Annotated in this window: 16 protein-coding genes; 7 read left to right on the forward strand and 9 right to left on the reverse strand. The window is 52.5% G+C overall.

Going from position 1 to position 19,310, the window contains the following annotated elements:
• Nucleotides 1-20 precede the first annotated feature (20 nt).
• The 5 genes from ACIDE9_RS11785 to thiS form a co-directional block, all read right to left on the reverse strand.
• Complete coding sequence (locus ACIDE9_RS11785) at nucleotides 21-575, reverse strand: chorismate--pyruvate lyase family protein (protein ID WP_228520082.1); 555 nt, start codon at nucleotides 573-575, stop codon at nucleotides 21-23.
• 5 nt (nucleotides 576-580) lie between these two features.
• A complete protein-coding gene (locus ACIDE9_RS11790; RefSeq protein WP_411995005.1) occupies nucleotides 581-1,801 on the reverse strand; it encodes a murein transglycosylase A in 1,221 nt (406 codons plus the stop codon).
• Between the two features lie 85 nt (nucleotides 1,802-1,886).
• Entirely contained in the window at nucleotides 1,887-2,270 is a 384-nt protein-coding gene (gene apaG, locus ACIDE9_RS11795; RefSeq protein WP_194755005.1) for a Co2+/Mg2+ efflux protein ApaG, read from the reverse strand.
• A gap of 2 nt (nucleotides 2,271-2,272) precedes the next feature.
• A complete protein-coding gene (locus tag ACIDE9_RS11800; protein WP_194755006.1) occupies nucleotides 2,273-3,055 on the reverse strand; it encodes a thiazole synthase in 783 nt (260 codons plus the stop codon).
• A 46-nt stretch (nucleotides 3,056-3,101) separates the two neighbouring features.
• Entirely contained in the window at nucleotides 3,102-3,305 is a 204-nt protein-coding gene (gene thiS / locus ACIDE9_RS11805; RefSeq protein ID WP_194741202.1) for a sulfur carrier protein ThiS, read from the reverse strand.
• A 351-nt stretch (nucleotides 3,306-3,656) separates the two neighbouring features.
• Between thiS and ACIDE9_RS11810 the strand changes: the two genes are divergently transcribed.
• Nucleotides 3,657-3,845, forward strand: a complete 189-nt coding sequence (locus ACIDE9_RS11810) for a hypothetical protein (protein ID WP_411994960.1) — start codon at nucleotides 3,657-3,659, stop codon at nucleotides 3,843-3,845.
• 223 nt (nucleotides 3,846-4,068) lie between these two features.
• Here the strand turns inward: ACIDE9_RS11810 and gndA are convergent, their stop codons facing one another.
• Together gndA and ACIDE9_RS11820 are read right to left on the reverse strand one after the other, a co-directional pair.
• Nucleotides 4,069-5,583: an NADP-dependent phosphogluconate dehydrogenase gene (gene gndA / locus ACIDE9_RS11815; RefSeq protein WP_194741200.1), complete on the reverse strand. Its 1,515-nt coding sequence runs from the start codon at nucleotides 5,581-5,583 to the stop codon at nucleotides 4,069-4,071.
• 170 nt (nucleotides 5,584-5,753) lie between these two features.
• Nucleotides 5,754-6,494, reverse strand: coding sequence for a dienelactone hydrolase family protein (locus ACIDE9_RS11820; RefSeq protein ID WP_019883731.1), 741 nt, complete (start codon nucleotides 6,492-6,494; stop codon nucleotides 5,754-5,756).
• Between the two features lie 153 nt (nucleotides 6,495-6,647).
• On the opposite strand from ACIDE9_RS11820, the gene ACIDE9_RS11825 reads away from it, so the two are divergent.
• From ACIDE9_RS11825 to hemE, 5 genes are all read left to right on the forward strand, one after another.
• Nucleotides 6,648-7,664 (forward strand): trypsin-like peptidase domain-containing protein, encoded by a 1,017-nt coding sequence (locus ACIDE9_RS11825; protein ID WP_411994961.1) that lies wholly within the window; start codon nucleotides 6,648-6,650, stop codon nucleotides 7,662-7,664.
• Nucleotides 7,665-7,726: 62 nt separating this feature from the next.
• Nucleotides 7,727-9,007 carry a glutamate-1-semialdehyde 2,1-aminomutase gene (hemL, locus tag ACIDE9_RS11830; RefSeq protein WP_411994962.1) on the forward strand — a complete coding sequence of 427 codons (1,281 nt, stop codon included), beginning with the start codon at nucleotides 7,727-7,729 and terminating at the stop codon, nucleotides 9,005-9,007.
• 418 nt (nucleotides 9,008-9,425) lie between these two features.
• Nucleotides 9,426-14,075 carry a glutamate synthase large subunit gene (gene gltB / locus ACIDE9_RS11835; protein ID WP_411995006.1) on the forward strand — a complete coding sequence of 1,550 codons (4,650 nt, stop codon included), beginning with the start codon at nucleotides 9,426-9,428 and terminating at the stop codon, nucleotides 14,073-14,075.
• Nucleotides 14,076-14,163: 88 nt separating this feature from the next.
• Nucleotides 14,164-15,591 (forward strand): glutamate synthase subunit beta, encoded by a 1,428-nt coding sequence (locus tag ACIDE9_RS11840; RefSeq protein WP_194755009.1) that lies wholly within the window; start codon nucleotides 14,164-14,166, stop codon nucleotides 15,589-15,591.
• Nucleotides 15,592-15,763: 172 nt separating this feature from the next.
• Nucleotides 15,764-16,828, forward strand: coding sequence for a uroporphyrinogen decarboxylase (gene hemE / locus ACIDE9_RS11845; protein ID WP_411994963.1), 1,065 nt, complete (start codon nucleotides 15,764-15,766; stop codon nucleotides 16,826-16,828).
• A 56-nt stretch (nucleotides 16,829-16,884) separates the two neighbouring features.
• Here hemE and ACIDE9_RS11850 read toward each other — a convergent pair whose 3' ends face one another.
• A complete protein-coding gene (locus tag ACIDE9_RS11850; RefSeq protein WP_411994964.1) occupies nucleotides 16,885-17,481 on the reverse strand; it encodes a cytochrome b in 597 nt (198 codons plus the stop codon).
• A 66-nt stretch (nucleotides 17,482-17,547) separates the two neighbouring features.
• Between ACIDE9_RS11850 and ACIDE9_RS11855 the strand changes: the two genes are divergently transcribed.
• The gene (locus ACIDE9_RS11855; RefSeq protein ID WP_411994965.1) at nucleotides 17,548-18,501 is read left to right on the forward strand and encodes a quinoprotein relay system zinc metallohydrolase 2; all 954 of its coding nucleotides are present in this window, start codon (nucleotides 17,548-17,550) and stop codon (nucleotides 18,499-18,501) included.
• Between the two features lie 9 nt (nucleotides 18,502-18,510).
• Here ACIDE9_RS11855 and ACIDE9_RS11860 read toward each other — a convergent pair whose 3' ends face one another.
• On the reverse strand, nucleotides 18,511-19,302 hold the full coding sequence (locus ACIDE9_RS11860; protein WP_411994966.1) for an SDR family oxidoreductase: 792 nt from the start codon (nucleotides 19,300-19,302) through the stop codon (nucleotides 18,511-18,513).
• Nucleotides 19,303-19,310 lie beyond the last annotated feature (8 nt).

Genomic DNA, 19,310 nt, shown 5'->3' on the forward strand with positions numbered 1-19,310 from the left:
AAAAGGATTCCTGATAAGGATTAACGAACAGGTGGCCGGACGCAAGTCGGCAAAAACACTTCAGTGACCAGCAAGCGATAATGCCGCAGACAAAACAATGAGCGCCTGGCCCATAGCCTCTGTGACATTTGCACGGAGGCATGACGGCAAAAAGCCTGGTGCAGCGGGTGCGCAGGTGACAGCTTGCGGTAGTGTAACCGGCCACGCTGCACGCTGGCATTGGCAAACAGTGCTGCACCCAATGGCACACGCCCGATCTTGCGCAACTGACACCATGCCCCTCGCAGATCCTTGCGGGCAATGACGCTGTGCGCAAACACCTGCGGCTGCCCCTCGCCCATGAGCATCACCTCACGCACCCAGGCATGGGTAGCCGCTGGTAATCTCAACAATCCCTGTTCATCGACATTCGGCTTGCGCCAACCTTGAGATAAGACTTGCACAGCGAAATCCGGATATTGACGTTTTAAGCGCGCAGTTAACGAGCCACGCTCCTGCAACCATGGCCGCAAAGGCAACTGGCCAACAACATGCGCTTGCCAGCCGGAATCCTGCCTGTCATGAATGCGGTGCATGGCAGCTAGCGCGGCAAGGGGAATGTTTTAGGCAACCACACCCACAGCTGCCCTTGCTGGCGCATTGCGCCTGCCAGCTTGCCTGCAGGCTCACCCTCACCCCAATAAACATCCGCCCGTACACCGCCTTTAATGGCACCACCAGTATCTTGTGCCTGCATCAGCTGCTGCAAGGGTGCGTCTGAATTTGGGTACGTCGTCGCCAGGTACACGGGCGCACCCAATGGAATATAAAACGGGTCGACCGCAATACTGCGCGCAGCGGTTAATGGCACACCCAACGCCCCTAGCGGGCCGGACAACCCTGAAGGTAAAAATTTAAAAAATACGTAGCTAGGATTCGCATCCAGCAAGGCGCGCAATTGATCCGGATGTTGCTGGCCCCAGGTTTTAATGCCTTGCATGGAGGCTTCACTCGCCACCATTTCGCCACGCTCGACTAACAGCTTACCGATAGACTGGTATGGATGCCCGTTTTGATCAGCATACCCCACCGGCAATCGCTCGCCATTTTCAAGCTCAACAATGCCTGAACCTTGCACCTGCAGGAAAAACGCTTCAACAGCATCATTGACCCATAACAGTTCATTGCCAGCCAGTGGCGATTGCGTTTGCTCAATATCTGCACGTGTGTAATAAGGGATGAGTGACTGCCCTTGCAAGCGGCCTCGCACGCGCTTGTATTTGAGCTCAGGAAACAGCCCGGACAAGTTCACTGTAATCAGGTCAGCAGGTGTTTTATAAAGTGGCACCGGGTAGCGGGCGCTGGCAGTGCGCGCACCTTTTAATACCGGCTGGTAATAGCCGGTCATCAAACCTTGCGGCGCACCTTCTGGCTGCTGTGTCTGATACACATTAAAATATTGCTGCCAATAAGCCTGGATAGCGACGGCATCATCGGCCTTGACCAGCAAAGCCACAGCACAGACGGCTTGCCAGTCAGGCTTGTTTTTGAGTCCCTGGCAGCCCTGCATCCACGCGCGCCAGCTTGTAACCCAGTCCTCTTTTGCCAGTCCAGGCAATTCTGCCCAACTGGCTGGCTTTAACAGGGCATAAGGCTGCGTCGGCACATTGCTCGCCGCTGGTTTTTCAGGCGCCGGTGCCACAGGCGGCTTGGCTGGTGTGGTTGGTTTGGTGACGGGGGGCTTGGTAGCGGGCGGCACGCTTTGGCAACCCGCCAGCAAGCACATGGAGGCCAGCACAATCGCCTGGCAGAATTTGAGCATATGGTTGGCTATCACTGTGTTGTTTTTTGCAATGTCGATATTTGGCGTATGCATACGCCGGATTAAGTCAGCCACATCAACACGCTTAGTGCAAACCAGCAGCCTGATGTAACCAAAAGGTCGGGATGTCCACCTCAAACCAGTGACCATCCACCGCAACCATTTGATACGTGCCAAACATTTCACCACTTGGCGTGCTGAACATGACGCTACTGGTATAGCGATATTCAGCCTCAGGCGCCAGCAGCGGCTGGTCACCCACCACGCCCAGGCCTTTCACCTCGCGCACTTGCTGCATGGCATCAGTAATGACCCAATGACGGCTGATGAGTTGCACCGGCGTCTTACCGGTATTGCGGATGGTAATGGTGTAGGCATACACATATTGCCCCGCCTCGGGTGACGATTGCGCGGCCAAATACTCGGTAGCAACCGACACCTCGCATGCATATAAGCCAGTATCCGTCACGATTAGCCTATCATGCCTGTGGTTGGGGAGCTTGGGCTGGCAGAATACAGCTTCTTCGCCATGCGCCCGGCCAGGAATGACTCGCGACCCGCTTCAACCGCTTTTTTCATCGCGCTAGCCATTAGCACCGGGTCACGCGCCGCAGCAATCGCCGTGTTCATCAGCACCCCGGCACAGCCGAGCTCCATAGCAATCGCCGCATCAGAGGCACAGCCCACACCCGCATCAACCAGCACCGGGATCTTGGCACTTTCAATAATAATCTGCAGGTTCCACGGATTTAAAATGCCCATGCCGGAACCAATCAACGAGGCCAGCGGCATCACGGCGACACAGCCGATGTCTTCCAGTTGCTTGGCAATAATCGGGTCATCCGAGGTATACACCATCACCTCAAACCCCTCTTTTACCAGCGTTTTGGCCGCGGCAATGGTCTCAGTCACATTCGGGTATAAAGTGTTAGGGTCACCCAGCACCTCCAGCTTGACCAGCTTATGGTCATCAAGCAACTCACGCGCCAGGCGCAAGGTGCGTACCGCATCATCCGCACTGTAACAGCCAGCCGTATTTGGCAAATAGGTAAACTCACTGGGTGGCAAATAATCCAGCAAAGAAGGTTCACTGGCATTCTGGCCAATATTGGTCCGGCGGATGGCCACGGTGACAATTTCTGCGCCACTGGCATCAATGGCGGCACGTGTCTGCGTAAAATCCTTGTATTTGCCGGTGCCCACCAACAAGCGGGACTGATAAGACTTACCAGCGATTACCAAAGCGTCATTCATATTCAAAACTCTCTATTCAATGCTTTTCAAAACGGTCTGCTAGCCATTAGCCGCCACCAACAGCGCCCACGATTTCCAGCTTATCATCCGCCTGCAACTGCACATCGGCAAATTGGCTGCGCGGCACAATGTCGCCATTGCGCTCAATGGCAATGCGCTTGCCGGTGAGCTGCATATGCTCAACCAGCGCCAGCACGCTCATGGCCTCAGCGGGCAGTACCGTGGCTTTACCGTTGACAAAAATTTGCATGCCGCTCTTCATTTTTGATTAATCAAGCCGATATTTTACGAAAAATCAGCGCATTTGGCTTTCAGTTTTTCGTGCGCGGTCTTTTTTCATGTGTGGTGCAAGCACAAGCGTGCTTAAAGCCTGTCATCCGAACCGGATGGACATGCGTTAAGGTGGGGAAACATGGCACCATGTTTGCTTGTATGTTGTAGCAATACAAATATGTCGTAAGAAATTGACAAGTTTGGTCATCACGGCAGAGTTCACATTGCTGTACAAGGAACTTTTTGTTAATTTTGGCGCCACATGCACGACGAACACAATTCGTCGTTTTGTGCCCCGAATATTGGAAATCCCAAAAGGAATATTGAAATGCAAACCGCTCAGTCACACCAAGCCACTCCGTCCAAGGTTTTTTTAGTGGACGAAATCTATGCACCAAGCCTGAACCCTTCTGCCGCCAACCTGGCGGATGCCAAGGCAGCCATTGAAGCACAGCAACACACGAAAGCCATTAACGAGTTACACCGCTTTCTAGAGTCCAGCTGCGACTGCGTTTAATCACGCAGCATTCGCTGGCACAAGACCCGGTTTCGGGTCACGATTTTTACTCAATGCAGACACTGCGTTGAGTCTCGATACACTGATCTGAACTCAGCCTGTAGCTGGCTTTGCTTCCCCTAAAACAGGACTTTCTGATCATTTCAGAAAAAAGATGGCGACTAGCGCCATCTTTTTTATTTATGCATCTCGCGGGCACCATTGCCGGTGCCCGACAAAACCATTACTCAATCGCCAGTTGCGGACGACCAGCTTCTGGCCAATCCAGGTGGAAGAACTGACCACGTGGTTGGTCTTTACGCTCATAGGTATGTGCGCCAAAATAATCACGCTGTCCTTGCAACAGGTTTGCAGGCAAATCTGCACTTCTGTAACCATCGTAATATGCCAACGCCGCAGCAAAGCCTTGCGCCGGGATACCATTGGTCACTGCCAGTGCAATCACCTTACGCCAGCCCGCCTGACCATCGTTCATAGCATTGGTGAAGTATGGATCCAGCATCAGGTTTTTCAGACGTGAATTCAATGCATAAGCATCGGTGATTTTTTGCAGGAAACGCGCGCGGATGATACAACCGCCACGCCAGATTTGGGCAATCTCACCGAAGTTGAGTTTCCAGTTATAAGCCACTTGTGCTTTGTCGATCAGTTGGAAGCCTTGTGCGTAAGCGCAGATTTTGGAGCAATACAAGGCATTCTTAATCGCTTCAATAATGGCAGCCTTGTCTTTCTCTTGCACAATCGCCGGACCTTTAAGAATTTTGCTCGCTTCTACGCGCTCTTCTTTCAGGCTGGACAACGCACGGGCATACACTGCCGCAGCAATCGCATTTGCTGGCGCACCCAGTTCGAGCGCGTTGGCAGCAGTCCATTGGCCAGTGCCTTTTTGGCCAGCGGTATCCAGGATCTGGTCAACCAGGAAGCCTTTGCCCGCAGGGTCTTTTTGCTGCAGGATGTCAGCGGTAATTTCGATCAGGAAGCTGGACAACTCACCTTTGTTCCACTCGGCAAACACTTTACCGATTTCATCCGCAGGCATGCCCAGCAGGTTTTTCATCAGCCAGTAGGCTTCGCAAATCAACTGCATATCAATGTATTCAATGCCGTTGTGCACCATTTTCACATAATGGCCAGCACCGTCAGGGCCGATATATTCAGCACAAGAGAAACCACCTTCCACCGGTTTGCCTGGTGTGCCACCTTCTAAAGGTGCGCCGGTCACAGGGTCAACCTTGGCGGCGATATCACGCCAGATCGGTTCCAGGCTAGACCATGCCTTGCGAGTGCCGGATGGCATCAATGAAGGGCCAAAACGCGCACCGGTTTCACCACCAGACACACCAGAGCCAATAAACTCGATGCCTTTGGCAGCCAGCTCTTTTTCACGGCGGATGGTGTCCGTCCACAAGGCATTGCCACCATCAATAATAATGTCGCCCTGCTCCAAAAATGGCAGCAAAGCGTTAATTGTCACGTCAGTGGCACTCCCAGCTTTCACCAGCAGTACGATTTTACGAGGACGTTTGATGCTCAATACAAAAGAAGCCAAGTCGGCATGACCTACCACGCGCTCGTGTGAAGGCTCATTCTTTTTGCATTCCTCGATGAAGTTCAGCATTTTTTTTGGGTCACGGTTATAGACCGCAATGGTATAGCCGTGATCCGCAATGTTAAGTGCCAGGTTTTGGCCCATCACTGCCAATCCCACCAATCCAATATCCGCATTTTTTGTAGTCATAGTTATCTCTAATAAATGGTTAATTTAGTTGTAAAAAAAGCACAGGCTTTTGGCCTGTGCTTGGACTAGGGTATGTATTGAATATTGCATGCTCGTTGTGTTGAAATTCGCAACTGGCATACTATATTCAGCACCGTAGTTTTCTTTCACTCAAGTTTGCTAACAATCACTTACTTGAGTACGTTTCCGAACATTTGCAAGGTCAATTGATACCCGAGGTTGACCAGTTGCGCATCGTAACGTTCCCCTTCATCGCGCATAAAGGCATGTTGGCCATTAAATTCATGCCAGGTGTAATGCAAACCAGGCAAGGCCGCAAAGCGGTTATAGAGTTCGGCGCGCTTGTCGCCCGGAATGTGTGGATCCTGCTTGCCCCAGATCATCAGCAGCTCGCCCTTGATTTCGTTGACGCGCTCCATGCTGTGCTGGCCTGGTTTGTTAGGAATAATATTGGTATGCAAATCAGTGGCGTAGAAACAGGCAGTTGCTTTCACTTCCGGCTGCAAAGCCGCACGGAAAGCCAGGTGGCCACCGATACAGAAACCAGCAGCACCCAAATTGCCGTCATACCAGGCTTGTGCGTTCAGGTAATCAATCATGGCACGGTTGTCGGTGTCATACGCTTGCACGTCTTTGGCCATTTTGTCGGCATTGCCTTTGTCGCGACCAGCGTCGTCATAGCCTAATACGGTGCCAATCGGGTTTAATTCATGAAACACTTCCGGCACCAGCACAGCATAGCCATGACCCGCTAAAAAGCGTGCAGCACGTTCAATTGGGCCTGTTTGCTGAAAGATTTCGGAATAAAACAAAACCGCAGGTACTTTGCCATCGTGTTTTGGACGATGAACATAAGTACGCATCACTCCGGTTGGAGTGTTTAAATCGACGATTTCGCTTGTAATCAGCATGGTAAATCCTTAAGACAATCAAAAATATCGGCTATTCTAGCGCTGTTTGCATGGCTTTTCACGGGTTATTGTGGGCCGGAATGAGAATTTTTTGCATTTTTGAGTCAAAAACAGATTGCAATGACAGCTTGTCATCCTATCGCCGGAGTTCATATGCGCTTATTGCCCTATATCTTCACATTACTGGCTTACGGGCTGCTGACACAGGCGGCACATGCCCAGCCCGACCTGGACCTGGTTTACCACCTCAAAGCCTCGGTAGTCAAAGTGCACGCCTTAACCAACAGCGGCGGCCACGGTGTCGGTAGCGGTGTCGTCGTCGATAAAGATACGGTTGCCACCAACTGCCATGTGGTCGCGAATAGCAACGGTATCAGCATTTCCAAGTTTGGCGACAGCATGAGCCCGGTCGAGATGATTGCCGACTGGCGACATGATATCTGCCTGCTGAAATTCAAATATCTTGAATTACCAGCGGTCAAACTCGCTTCAGCCGCTTCACTGCATTATGGCGATGAGGTATTTTCGATTGGCTTTCCGGGCGGCCCGCCCAAACCACAGACCATCGCAGGCAAGGTGCGTGCCTTATACCCTTACGACGGCAGCCTGATTGTACGCTCGGATGCTGCCTTTATCATGGGCTCCAGTGGTAGCCCGACATTCAACCAGGCGGGCGAGCTGGTATCTCTGAGCACGTTCAAAAGCCCGGGCAAAGATGCTTATTTTTACAGCGTGCCCGTGGAGTGGATACAAAACCTGATGCAACATAGCGCCGCAACCACCACCACGCCCGATGCCACCGCCTTTTGGGATTTGCCTGCGGATGCACGCCCGTATTGGATGCAAGTGGTGCAGCCTTATCAAACGGGGGATTGGCAGGCGTTAGAAAGCATTGCACGCGCATGGCTTACGCAAGAGCCGCAATCGGCGGAGGCCAATTTTTACCTGGGCAGCGCGCTACATGGCCAAGGGCAAGCTGGCCCGGCGCAACAAGCCTACGAACGCGCAGTCAATCTGCAGCCCGCCCATATTGACGCCTGGCGCGGTCTGGCTATCCTGGCGCAACAAACGCAACAGCCCACCTTGCTGAGCAATGCCGAGCAACATATCCAGCAACTAGACAGCCAGGCCTGGCCGGACATTCAACAGCGCCTGCAACAACTGCAGTAGCATGATCAAGCGCGCCCGCTCTGATAGAATACGTTTTTTGATGTTTAGCAGATTACATATCCATGACCTCTCGCAACCAGCAATTGTTTGAAAAATCCCAGCAACTGATTCCAGGCGGCGTCAACTCGCCAGTGCGCGCGTTTCGCAGCGTGGGCGGCACGCCCATCTTCTTTAAAAAAGGCCTGGGCTCCAAACTGTGGGATGTCGATGGCAAAGAATATATCGACTACATCAACTCCTGGGGGCCGATGATCCTGGGGCATGCACATCCAGAGGTTATCGCTGCCGTACAACAGGCCGCTGCCAACAGCCTGAGCTTCGGCGCACCCACCGGCCTTGAGCTGGAAATGGCCGAGCTGCTTAACGCGCTAGTGCCTAGCATGGAACAAGTACGCCTGGTGAGCAGTGGCACCGAAGCCACCATGAGCGCCATCCGCGTTGCGCGCGGCTTTACCAAGCGCAGCAAAATCATCAAATTTGAAGGCTGTTACCACGGCCACGCCGATGCTTTATTAGTCAAAGCTGGCTCCGGCTTGCTGACTTTTGGCGAGCCAAGCTCGGCTGGTGTGCCTGCAGAAGTGGCTGCTCACACCTTGACGCTGGACTACAACAACACGCAAATGCTCAAAGATACCTTTGCCAGCATCGGCGATGAAATCGCCTGCGTGATTCTGGAGCCCGTCGTTGGCAACATGAACCTGATCGTGCCGCATCAGGAATTCTTGCAAACCCTGCGCGAACTATGTACCCAACACGGCACCGTACTGATTTTTGACGAAGTGATGACCGGTTTCCGCGTGGCCCTGGGCGGCGCACAAGCCTTGTATGGCATCACACCTGACATGACGACATTGGGCAAAGTCATCGGCGGCGGCTTACCAGTCGGTGCGTTTGGTGGCCGCAAAGACATTATGGGCGTATTAGCGCCATTAGGCCCGGTCTACCAAGCGGGTACGCTCTCAGGCAACCCGGTGGCGGTCACAGCAGGCCTGACCACCTTGAAGTTGGTGCAAACACCAGGCTTTTATGAAAAACTGACAGCACAAACTGCCAAGCTGACAGACGGCCTGACACAAGCCGCCAAAGCCGCAGGCGTGACATTTAGCGCACAGAGCGTAGGCGGCATGTTTGGCCTGTACTTCAGTGCCAGCCACCCAAGCAGCTATGCAGAGATGATGCAGGCAGACAAAAATGCCTTTAACAAATTCTTTCACAGCATGCTGGACAGCGGCATTTACCTCGGCCCATCCGCCTTTGAAGCAGGTTTTGTTTCAGCAGCGCATACCGATGCAGATATTACGCAAACAGTACAGGCGGCAGCGATCGCTTTCGCAAGCCTGTAATCCCTCATGATCATGCGGCACGCCCATCCGCTGGTGTGCCGCATGATGCAAATAAAGCCAACGGACCACATAAAAGAACAAGCCCCACATTGGGCGCTTAAATAAGACAATTCAAATGCGCGCCTTATTTCAAGGCATCAATCCGCAAAAACCCACTTTCCTCAATTAAAACAGCGCACATCTCGTACACAACGAGCACAACTGTCGCCGTAAAAACCGCCAAACTTCGGTCTCGGCTGCCATTTTTAACAGGTAAATAAAAACCATTCTCAATTGAAATGAAAAAATAGATTTATCCGTTATTTAACGCAGGCTAAACAATTGAAATTGCTAAACTTTAACGGTATCATTGAAGGTTCCTCCAAATGTTTTGTAAGTGAAGAATCTGGCAATGGACATGCAGTCTGACAACAACGTGATGAGTGCTTCTCAAGATACCGCAACCGCTCTGGACGACCAGTTTGGTTTAGCTCCCCAATCTCAGGGTTTATACGACAGACGCCACGAAAAGGATAGCTGTGGCGTGGGCTTTGTGGCCCATATCAAAGGCCAGAAAAGCCACGATATCGTCGCCAAGGGCCTACAACTGCTGGACAACCTGACGCACCGTGGTGCGACCGGTTACGACCCTAAACTGGGTGACGGCGCTGGCTTGCTGATGCAAATGCCTGACACCTTCATGCGCGAAGAAGCTGCCAAGCTGGGCATGACTTTACCTGCCGCAGGCCAATACGCCGTGGGCCAGGCTTTCCTGCCACAAAATGCAGATAACCGCGCCAAATGCGAAGCCATTTTTGCGCAAATCATCGCTGAAGAAAACCAGACCTTGCTGGGCTGGCGCGATGTGCCTGTCGACAACAGCAACATTGCTGATGCCGCGCGTGCCGTTGAGCCGGTTATGCGCCAGGTATTTATTGCCAGCACAGCCACTGACAGCACTGTCTTTGAGCGCAAATGCTTTGTGATTCGCAAGCGTATTGAGCATGCGATTCGCGCGCTCAACCTGCAAGACAAAGCACAGTTCTACATGCCTTCATTCTCCTCCCGCACCATTGTCTACAAAGGCATGTTGCTGGCAAACGAAGTAGGCATTTACTACACAGATCTGAAAGATGCACGCGTGGTCTCGGCATTAGCCCTGGTGCACCAGCGTTTTTCTACCAACACCTTCCCAGCCTGGGATCTGGCCCACCCATTCCGCATGATTGCGCACAACGGTGAAATCAACACCGTACAAGGCAACGTTAACTGGATGGCCGCACGTCACGAAACCATGAAGTCTGCCGTCTTGGGCGAAGACCTGGAAAAACTGTGGCCATTGATCGCCGAAGGCCAGTCTGACTCTGCCTGTTTTGACAACTGCCTGGAACTGCTGGTGGCGGGTGGTTACAGCCTGCCGCACGCGATGATGATGCTGATCCCGGAAGCCTGGGCCGGTAATCCACTGATGGATGAAGACCGCCGCGCGTTCTACGAGTATCACGCCGCATTGATGGAGCCATGGGATGGCCCCGCTGCGGTTGCGTTCACCGACGGCAAAATGATCGGCGCCACTCTGGACCGTAACGGTTTGCGCCCTGCGCGCTACCTGGTCACAGAAGACGACATCGTGATGATGGCGTCTGAAATGGGCGTGATCACCTTCCCACAAGAAAAAATCGTTAAAAAATGGCGCTTGCAGCCAGGCAAAATGTTGCTCATCGACATGGAGCAAGGCCGCATTATTGATGACGAAGAAGTAAAAACAGAATTGGCCCAAGCCAAGCCTTACCGTCAATGGATTGAACAAACCCGCTTCCACCTGACCGAGTTGCCAAATGTTGGCAACGGCGAAGTCAGCCTGAACGCTGACTTGCTGGATACACAACAGGCGTTTGGTTACTCACAGGAAGACCTGAAGTTTGTGTTGCAGCCTATGCTGGACAACGGCGAAGAAGGCTCCGGCTCCATGGGTAACGACGCGGCATTGCCGGTGTTGTCCAACAAAGCCAAAACGTTGTACAACTACTTCAAGCAGTTGTTCGCACAAGTGACCAACCCGCCAATCGACCCGATTCGTGAAGAATTGGTGATGTCATTGGTGACGTTTATTGGCCCTAAACCTAACCTGCTGGCGGTTGACGAAACCAACCCACCATTGCGCCTGGAAAGCAGCCAACCGGTATTAAGCCTGGATGGCCTGGAAAAACTCAAACAAATTGAGTCCCTGACCAAAGGCCAGTTCAAGTCCATCGTGCTGGACCTGACTTACGACGCTGCCCAAGGTAAAGCAGGCATGAAACAGGCCCTGGACATCTTGCATGACCAGGCCGAAAAAGCCGTGCATGACGGTTACAACGTATTAATTCTGTCTGACCGCAGCGTGTCTGCCAGCCGCATCGCGATTCCGGCGCTGCTGGCCTGTTCGGCCACACACGAGTTCCTGGTTAAAGCAGGCTTGCGCACCAGCACAGGCCTGGTGATTGACACTGGCTCAGCACGTGAAGTGCATCACTTTGCCCTGTTGGCAGGTTACGGCGCCGAAGCGGTTTGTCCATGGTTGGTGTATGAAACCATGAAGACCATGGCCAGCGATGTTGAAAAAGCAGGTAAGAACTTCGTCAAAGCGATCGGCAAAGGCTTGTACAAAGTCATGTCCAAAATGGGCATCTCGACCTACCAGTCTTACTGTGGCGCACAGATTTTCGAAGCGATTGGCTTGAACAGCCAGTTCGTTAACGACTACTTCACCGGCACCGTGAGCCAGATTGAAGGTATCGGTCTGGAACAAGTCGCAGAAGAAACCGTACGCTTGCATAGCCAGGCCTTTGGTACTGACCCGGTATTGTCCAACGCACTGGAAGCAGGCGGCGAATACGCCTTCCGCGTCCGCGGTGAAGAGCACTTGTGGACACCACAGTCCATCAGCAAATTGCAGAACGCCACCCGCACCGGCCAGTATGACACTTACAAAGAGTATGCTGCTCTGATTAACGACCAGACCCGCCGTCACATGACCTTGCGCGGCCTGTTCGAAATCAAATCAGCAGGCAAAGCGATTCCGCTGGATCAAGTGGAGTCTGCCAAAGACATCGTCAAGCGCTTTGCAACTGGCGCCATGTCACTGGGCTCTATCTCTACCGAAGCGCACGCGACTTTAGCGATTGCGATGAACCGTATTGGCGGTAAGTCCAACACCGGCGAAGGTGGTGAAGACGTTAAACGTTTTATTCCGGTACAAGTGGATTCCAGCATTGCCAAAGTGCTGGGTTCTGACCTGATTGAAGCCGACGTAGCCTTGAAGGCTGGCGACTCTATGCGCTCACGCATCAAGCAAGTGGCGTCCGGCCGCTTTGGTGTAACGGCTGAGTACCTGAGCAGCGCCGACCAGATTCAGATCAAGATGGCGCAAGGCGCTAAACCAGGTGAAGGTGGCCAATTACCAGGCCATAAAGTTTCCCCATACATTGCGAAACTGCGTTTCTCAGTGCCTGGCGTAGGCTTGATTTCACCACCACCTCACCACGATATTTATTCGATTGAAGATTTGGCGCAGTTGATTCATGACCTGAAAAACGCCAATCCAAAAGCGTCTATTTCAGTGAAACTGGTATCAGAAACTGGTATCGGCACGGTGGCTGCTGGCGTGGCAAAAGCCAAGTCCGACCACATTGTGGTCGCAGGTCATGACGGTGGTACTGGCGCTTCGCCAATTTCATCGATCAAGCATGCCGGCACGCCATGGGAACTCGGCCTGGCCGAAACCCAGCAGACCCTGGTATTGAACCAGTTGCGCGGCCGTGTCGTGCTGCAAGTCGATGGTCAGATGAAAACAGGCCGTGACGTATTAATCGGCGCCCTGCTGGGTGCAGATGAGTTCGGCTTTGCCACCGCACCACTGGTTGTCGAAGGCTGTATCATGATGCGTAAGTGTCACTTGAACACCTGTCCGGTTGGCGTGGCCACACAAGACCCAGAACTGCGCAAGAAATTTACTGGCCAGCCAGAGCACGTCGTCAATTACTTCTTCTTCGTTGCTGAAGAAGTGCGTGAATTGATGGCCAGCATTGGTATTGCCAAGTTTGATGACCTGATCGGTCGTGCAGACTTGCTGGACATGAAAGCTGGTATCGAGCACTGGAAAATCAATGGCCTGGACTTCAGCAAGGTATTCCACCTGCCAGAAATGCCAGCCAGCGTGTCACGCAAAAACAATGATGTACAAGATCACGGCCTGGTTAAAGCCCTGGACAATCAACTGATTGAACTGGCAAAACCAGCGTTGGAAAAAGGCGAAAAAGTCAGCATCGCGTTGCCTATCGTCAATACCAACCGCACTGTGGGCACCATGCTGTCACACGAAGTCGCCAGCCGTTATGGTCATGCAGGCTTGCCTGACGACACCATCAGCGTCAAATTCACCGGCACCTCCGGCCAGAGTTTTGCGGCGTTCCTGGCACAGGGTATTACGTTTGAACTGACCGGCGAAGGAAACGACTACGTGGGTAAAGGTTTATGTGGTGGTCGCATCATCATCAAACCACCAGCAACCTTCCGCGGTTTGTCTTACGAGAACATTATTGTCGGCAACACCGTCATGTACGGCGCAACCACCGGTCAGAGCTTCTTGAGCGGCGTCGCAGGCGAACGTTTCTGCGTACGTAACTCTGGTGCAACTGCAGTGGTTGAAGGCGTGGGTAACCACGGTTGTGAATACATGACCGGCGGTACTGTGCTGGTACTGGGCCCAACTGGCCAGAACTTTGCAGCGGGCATGAGCGGCGGGATTGCCTATGTCTACGACATTGACGGCAAATTTGCCCAACGTTGCAACATGAGCATGGTGTCACTGGACAAAGTGGAAGCTGCTGAAGCCGATGTTGGTAAAGTGCAGCACATGGGCCAACCTGATGAAGTGATTCTGAAGGGCCTGATTGAGCAGCACCTGGCATTAACAGGCAGCCCGCGCGCCAAAGAGTTGCTGGCCGACTGGCCTGCTTCACGTGCGAAATTCGTTAAAGTATTCCCGAATGAATACAAACGCGCACTGACCGAAATGGCAGCAGCTTCTGCCAAACAAGCCGCTTAATCGTTTTTGTTAATTAAATGCCCCGCCTCGCGCGGGGCCTTATTCAAGGTTGCGTCCATAGCAAGCAACAGGGAAGAGATGATTTCACATGGGTAAAGTCACAGGTTTCATGGAATTTGACCGTCTGTCAGAAGAAAATCTGCCGGTCAAAGATCGCGTCAAAAACTACAAAGAGTTCGTCCTGCATTTGACAGACGACCAGGCCAAACAGCAAGGCGCGCGCTGCATGGATTGCGGCATTCCTTTCTGTACCACCGGCTGTCCAATCAACAACATCATTCCAGACTGGAATGATCTGGTCTATCATCAGGACTGGCGCAGTGCGATTGATGTATTGCACTCCACCAACAACTTCCCTGATTTCACAGGCCGTATTTGCCCGGCCCCGTGTGAAGCGGCCTGTACCTTGAACATCAACAATGACGCCGTAGGTATCAAATCCATTGAGCACGCCATTATCGACAAAGCCTGGGAAAACGGCTGGGTCACCCCGCAGATCAACCCAAACAAAACCGGCAAAAACATTGCCGTGGTCGGCTCAGGCCCCGCGGGCCTGGCAGCCGCACAGCAGTTGGCACGTGCGGGCCACAGCGTCACTGTATTCGAGAAAAATGACCGTATCGGCGGCTTGCTGCGTTACGGCATCCCTGACTTCAAACTGGATAAATCCAACATTGACCGTCGCGTTGCACAAATGGAAGCCGAAGGCGTGACTTTCAAAGTCAATCAATACGTCGGTGAGAACGTCAGCGCAGCGGATCTTGAGCGCGACTTCGATGCCGTGATCCTGGCCGGTGGTGCGGAATTGCCACGCGACCTGCCAGTGCCTGGCCGTGAACTCGATGGCGTGCATTTCGCCATGGACTTTTTGACTCCAAACAACAAAATGGTGGCCGGTGACACTGTGCCTAACCAGATCAAAGCCACAGGCAAACACGTTGTCGTCATCGGTGGCGGTGACACCGGCTCTGACTGCGTTGGTACATCTAACCGTCATGGCGCAGTTAGCGTCACCCAATTTGAGTTGATGCCGCAGCCACCAGAAAAAGAAAACAAATCCCTGGTATGGCCAAACTGGCCACTCAAAATGCGCACTTCCAGTTCACATGAAGAAGGCGCAGACCGTGACTGGTCTATCACCACCAAAGAACTGATCGGCGAGAACGGCAAACTGACCGCGCTCAAAGGCGCACGCGTCGAGTGGAAAGACGGCAAAATGGTCGAAGTGCCAGATTCCGAATTCACCATCAAGGCTGACCTGGTATTTTTGGCCATGGGCTTTGTCTCACCGATACAAAAAGTGCTGGATGCATTTGGTGTAGAGAAAGACAACCGCGGCAATGCCAAAGCCACCACTGATGGCGAAGGCTGCTACAAAACCAGCAAAGCCAAGGTGTTTGCTGCTGGCGATATCCGCCGCGGCCAATCCCTGGTGGTATGGGCAATCCGTGAAGGCCGCCAGTGCGCTCGTGAAGTAGATGCGTTCCTGATGGGTAGTTCTACCCTGCCACGCTAATACAGCCCAATGGCAAATCCAAAAACGCCGATGACCTTCATCGGCGTTTTTATTTGTCATAACACAAAAAAACCACATTCTTTCAGGTGAAACATCAGCTTGGCCTTTATAATCATGCTTTTACATTTTGTTGACCTGCCAGTGCCTCATTAGGCAATCACCATTAAATCAAATGACTCAACTGCAAAACGACACCTTTTTGCGCGCACTCATGCGCCAACCTACTGAATACACCCCGGTCTGGATGATGCGCCAGGCTGGGCGCTACCTGCCAGAATACCGCGAAAGCCGCAAAACAGCAGGTAGCTTTATGCAACTGTGCCAAAGCCCGTCTTTTGCAACAGAAGTGACCTTGCAGCCACTGGATCGTTATCCACAACTGGATGCGGCCATTCTGTTTAGCGACATTCTGACCGTGCCTGATGCCATGGGATTAGGCTTGTATTTTGAAGAGGGTGAAGGCCCGAAATTTGAGCGTACCTTGCAAGCTGAGGAAGACATCCTCAAGCTGGAAGTGCCTGACATGGCCAAACTGCAATATGTGTTTGACGCGGTCAGCAGCATCCGCAAAGCGTTGAATGGTCGTGTGCCATTGATCGGCTTTTCCGGCAGCCCGTGGACCCTGGCCACCTATATGGTCGAAGGCAAAGGCGGCACCGACTTTCTGAATACCAAGAAAATGGGCTACGCCAGACCAGAGTTGCTGCATCGCATTCTGGAAATCACGTCACAAACCGTGATTCAATACCTGAATGCGCAAATTGCTGCAGGCGCCCAGGCGGTGATGATTTTTGACTCCTGGGGCGGCGCATTGTCGCATGACGCTTATATCGAATTTTCGCTGAATTATATGCAGAAAATCGTCGCTGGACTGACAAAAACCGCGGAAGGTAAAACAGTGCCCAGCATCGTCTTCACCAAAGGCGGTGGTTTGTGGCTGGAACAACAAGCGGCGATTGGTGCAGACGCATTAGGCCTGGACTGGACCGTCGACCTCGCGCAAGCACGCCAACGCGTTGGTAACCAGGTTGCGCTACAAGGCAATATGGATCCAGCCATTCTACTGAGCTCACCAGCCGCGATTGAAAAAGAAGTCGCCCGCATCCTCGCCAGCTATGGCAATGGTCATGGTCACGTCTTCAACCTGGGGCATGGCATCACACAGTGGACACCGCCTGAGCATGCAGCTTGCATGCTGGAAACCTTGCGCAAACTCAGCCCGCAATATCACCAATAAACACCCCAATAAAAACCCGCCATGTGGCGGGTTTTTATTGGGTAAAGCGTGCCCAATCACTTCAAAGACATGCGTGACATGGTCTCATCTTTATCAATAAACTTATGTTTAAGCGCGCCAACTACATGCACGATAAACACAACCAGCAGAATATTGGCAAATAGCTCGTGAGACTCTTTGAACGCATCGCGCAAGTCTGCATTATCCAGACCACCGAACACCTCCAGCCCAAACCACTTCAAGCCAAATTTGCTATACAGCGTCATCAGCACGCCGCTTAAAGGCAAAGCAACCATCAGTAAGTACAGCAAATGATGTGCACCGGTCGCCACTTTACGCTCCAGTGCAGAATAGCTGGCCAGCATGGCAGGCGGTGTGTGGCTGATGCGCCAGTAGACCCGGAACAGGATCAGCCACAACAAGGTAAATCCAAGTGACTTGTGCAAATTGAAATACAAGGTTCTGGCGCTGGCAGGCTCGTCCATCTGCCAGGTGTAAATCCCTAGGTCGAACAAGTCAAAAGCGGTTTGCTTTGGGCCATCCTTGGGCAATTCGCCCATGTACCAGCCAAGGGCAAACATGGCAATGATCGCCAACCCGATCAGCCAATGCAAAATAACGGCAACTTTGGTATATCGTTGCGTGGAACTCATGTTTTCTCCTTGAAATTACGTGTGACAGCAGTCACTTTGTCATCATGAATGATTTGATTATGATGTATGAAACATTCATGGGCAGTCGTCATGTTATCAAAAATCAAGCTATTGTGTGCCGGTGTTACATTCGGTTTTGTAACGTTTTGTAGTCATGTACAGGCAGACAGTTTCGAGTTGAAGAAAGTTGCTGACGGCGTGTATGTGCATCATGGCCAACACCTGGATATCGACGACGGCTACCAGGGTGATATTTGCAACCTGGGTGTGGTGGTTGGAGACGCCGCCATTGCCGTGATTGACAGCGGCGGCAGCAAACACACTGGCGAGCAATTATTGCAGGCAATCAAAACCATTAGTCCGTTACCAATACGCTATGTGATCAACACGCATGTGCACCCTGACCACACGTATGGCAATGCGGCCTTCCAAAATGGCGTCACCCACTTTGTTGGCCATGAAAAACTGGCGAATACCATGCTGTTACGCAAGGAGCAGTATGAAAAACTTAATGCGCGACTGCTCGGTGACGCAGGCAAAGCCAGCACCACCGTTCCACCTGATACCATGGTGCACGATCAATTGACGCTGGATTTAGGAGGCCGCAGTTTGCAACTGCAAGCGCAAAGCGTTGCCCATACACACACTGACCTGACCGTACTCGACACTAAAACCAACACATTATTTACCGGTGACTTGCTCTTCGCGCAACGCACCCCGGTAGTGGAAGGGGATCTCAAAGGCCTGATCGCAGCACTTGAACAAATCAACCAGTCACATTACGCACTCATCGTCCCCGGGCATGGTCTCGAAAGCGCAGACCAGCCAACTATCATTGGTAATGAGCTACGCTACCTCAACTTGCTACTGGCGGACGTCCGCAACAGCATTAAAAAAGGCATCAGCATGGAACAAACCATGGACTCAGCGGCGGCCACCGAGCATGACAAATGGCAATTGTTCGACATTGCCAACCGCCGCAATGTGAATGTGATCTACCCGCAACTGGAATGGGAATAAGCTATCCGGCTATAAGTATTTCTTAGCCAGCGCAGCCTGCTGTTTGAGGCCCAAACTTACCAGTCTCGGCGCCAATCCATTAAGCCAGGCAAACAGGCTTTGTGGCTGGCCGATAAACAACTCCTGCTTATCTTTCTGCAATGCCTGCACAATTTTATCTGCCACATATTGTGGGTTATCCACGGTTTGGCCGGAGGCCTGCCACATGGCGTTGGTGCGGTCATCGTTCATGGGGGTGGCTATCGCACGTGGCGCAATATAGGTGATGCCAATATTGGTATCCACTAATTCGCGGCGCAAGGCCTGGCTAAAGCCATGGATAGCAAACTTGCTCGCGCAGTAGGTAGCAAAATGCGGAAAGCCTAGTGAGCCAAAGATGGAGCCGACAAACGCCAGGTGACCTCGCCCACGCTGCAAGAAATAAGCCACAAATTCACGGCTTAATACCAGCGTTGCCGTGACATTGGTATGCACCATATTATCAATGCTGACTTCTGTTTGCTGCGCAAACTCGGTGAATTCAATCATCCCGGCATTGTTAATCAGTAAGTCTACATGCCCCATCTCACGCAGCGATTGTTTTAACACCTGGCTGGCCATACTGGGCTGCGCAAGATCGGTGACCATAATATGCGACTTGCCCCCTTGTGCAGCGACCCTTTTTTGCAGCGCATGCAACTTAACCGGGTCGCGACCAACCAGCCCGACCACGGCGCCTTGCGCAGCGAGCGCCAGGGCGAGCTTAGCACCCAGGCCACCGGTTGCGCCTGTTAACACCACATGCAGGTTACGTAACTCCATGACTGACT

Source organism: Methylophilus sp. 'Pure River', assembly GCF_046765995.1.
In the GTDB taxonomy this organism is placed as follows: Bacteria; Pseudomonadota; Gammaproteobacteria; order Burkholderiales; family Methylophilaceae; genus Methylophilus.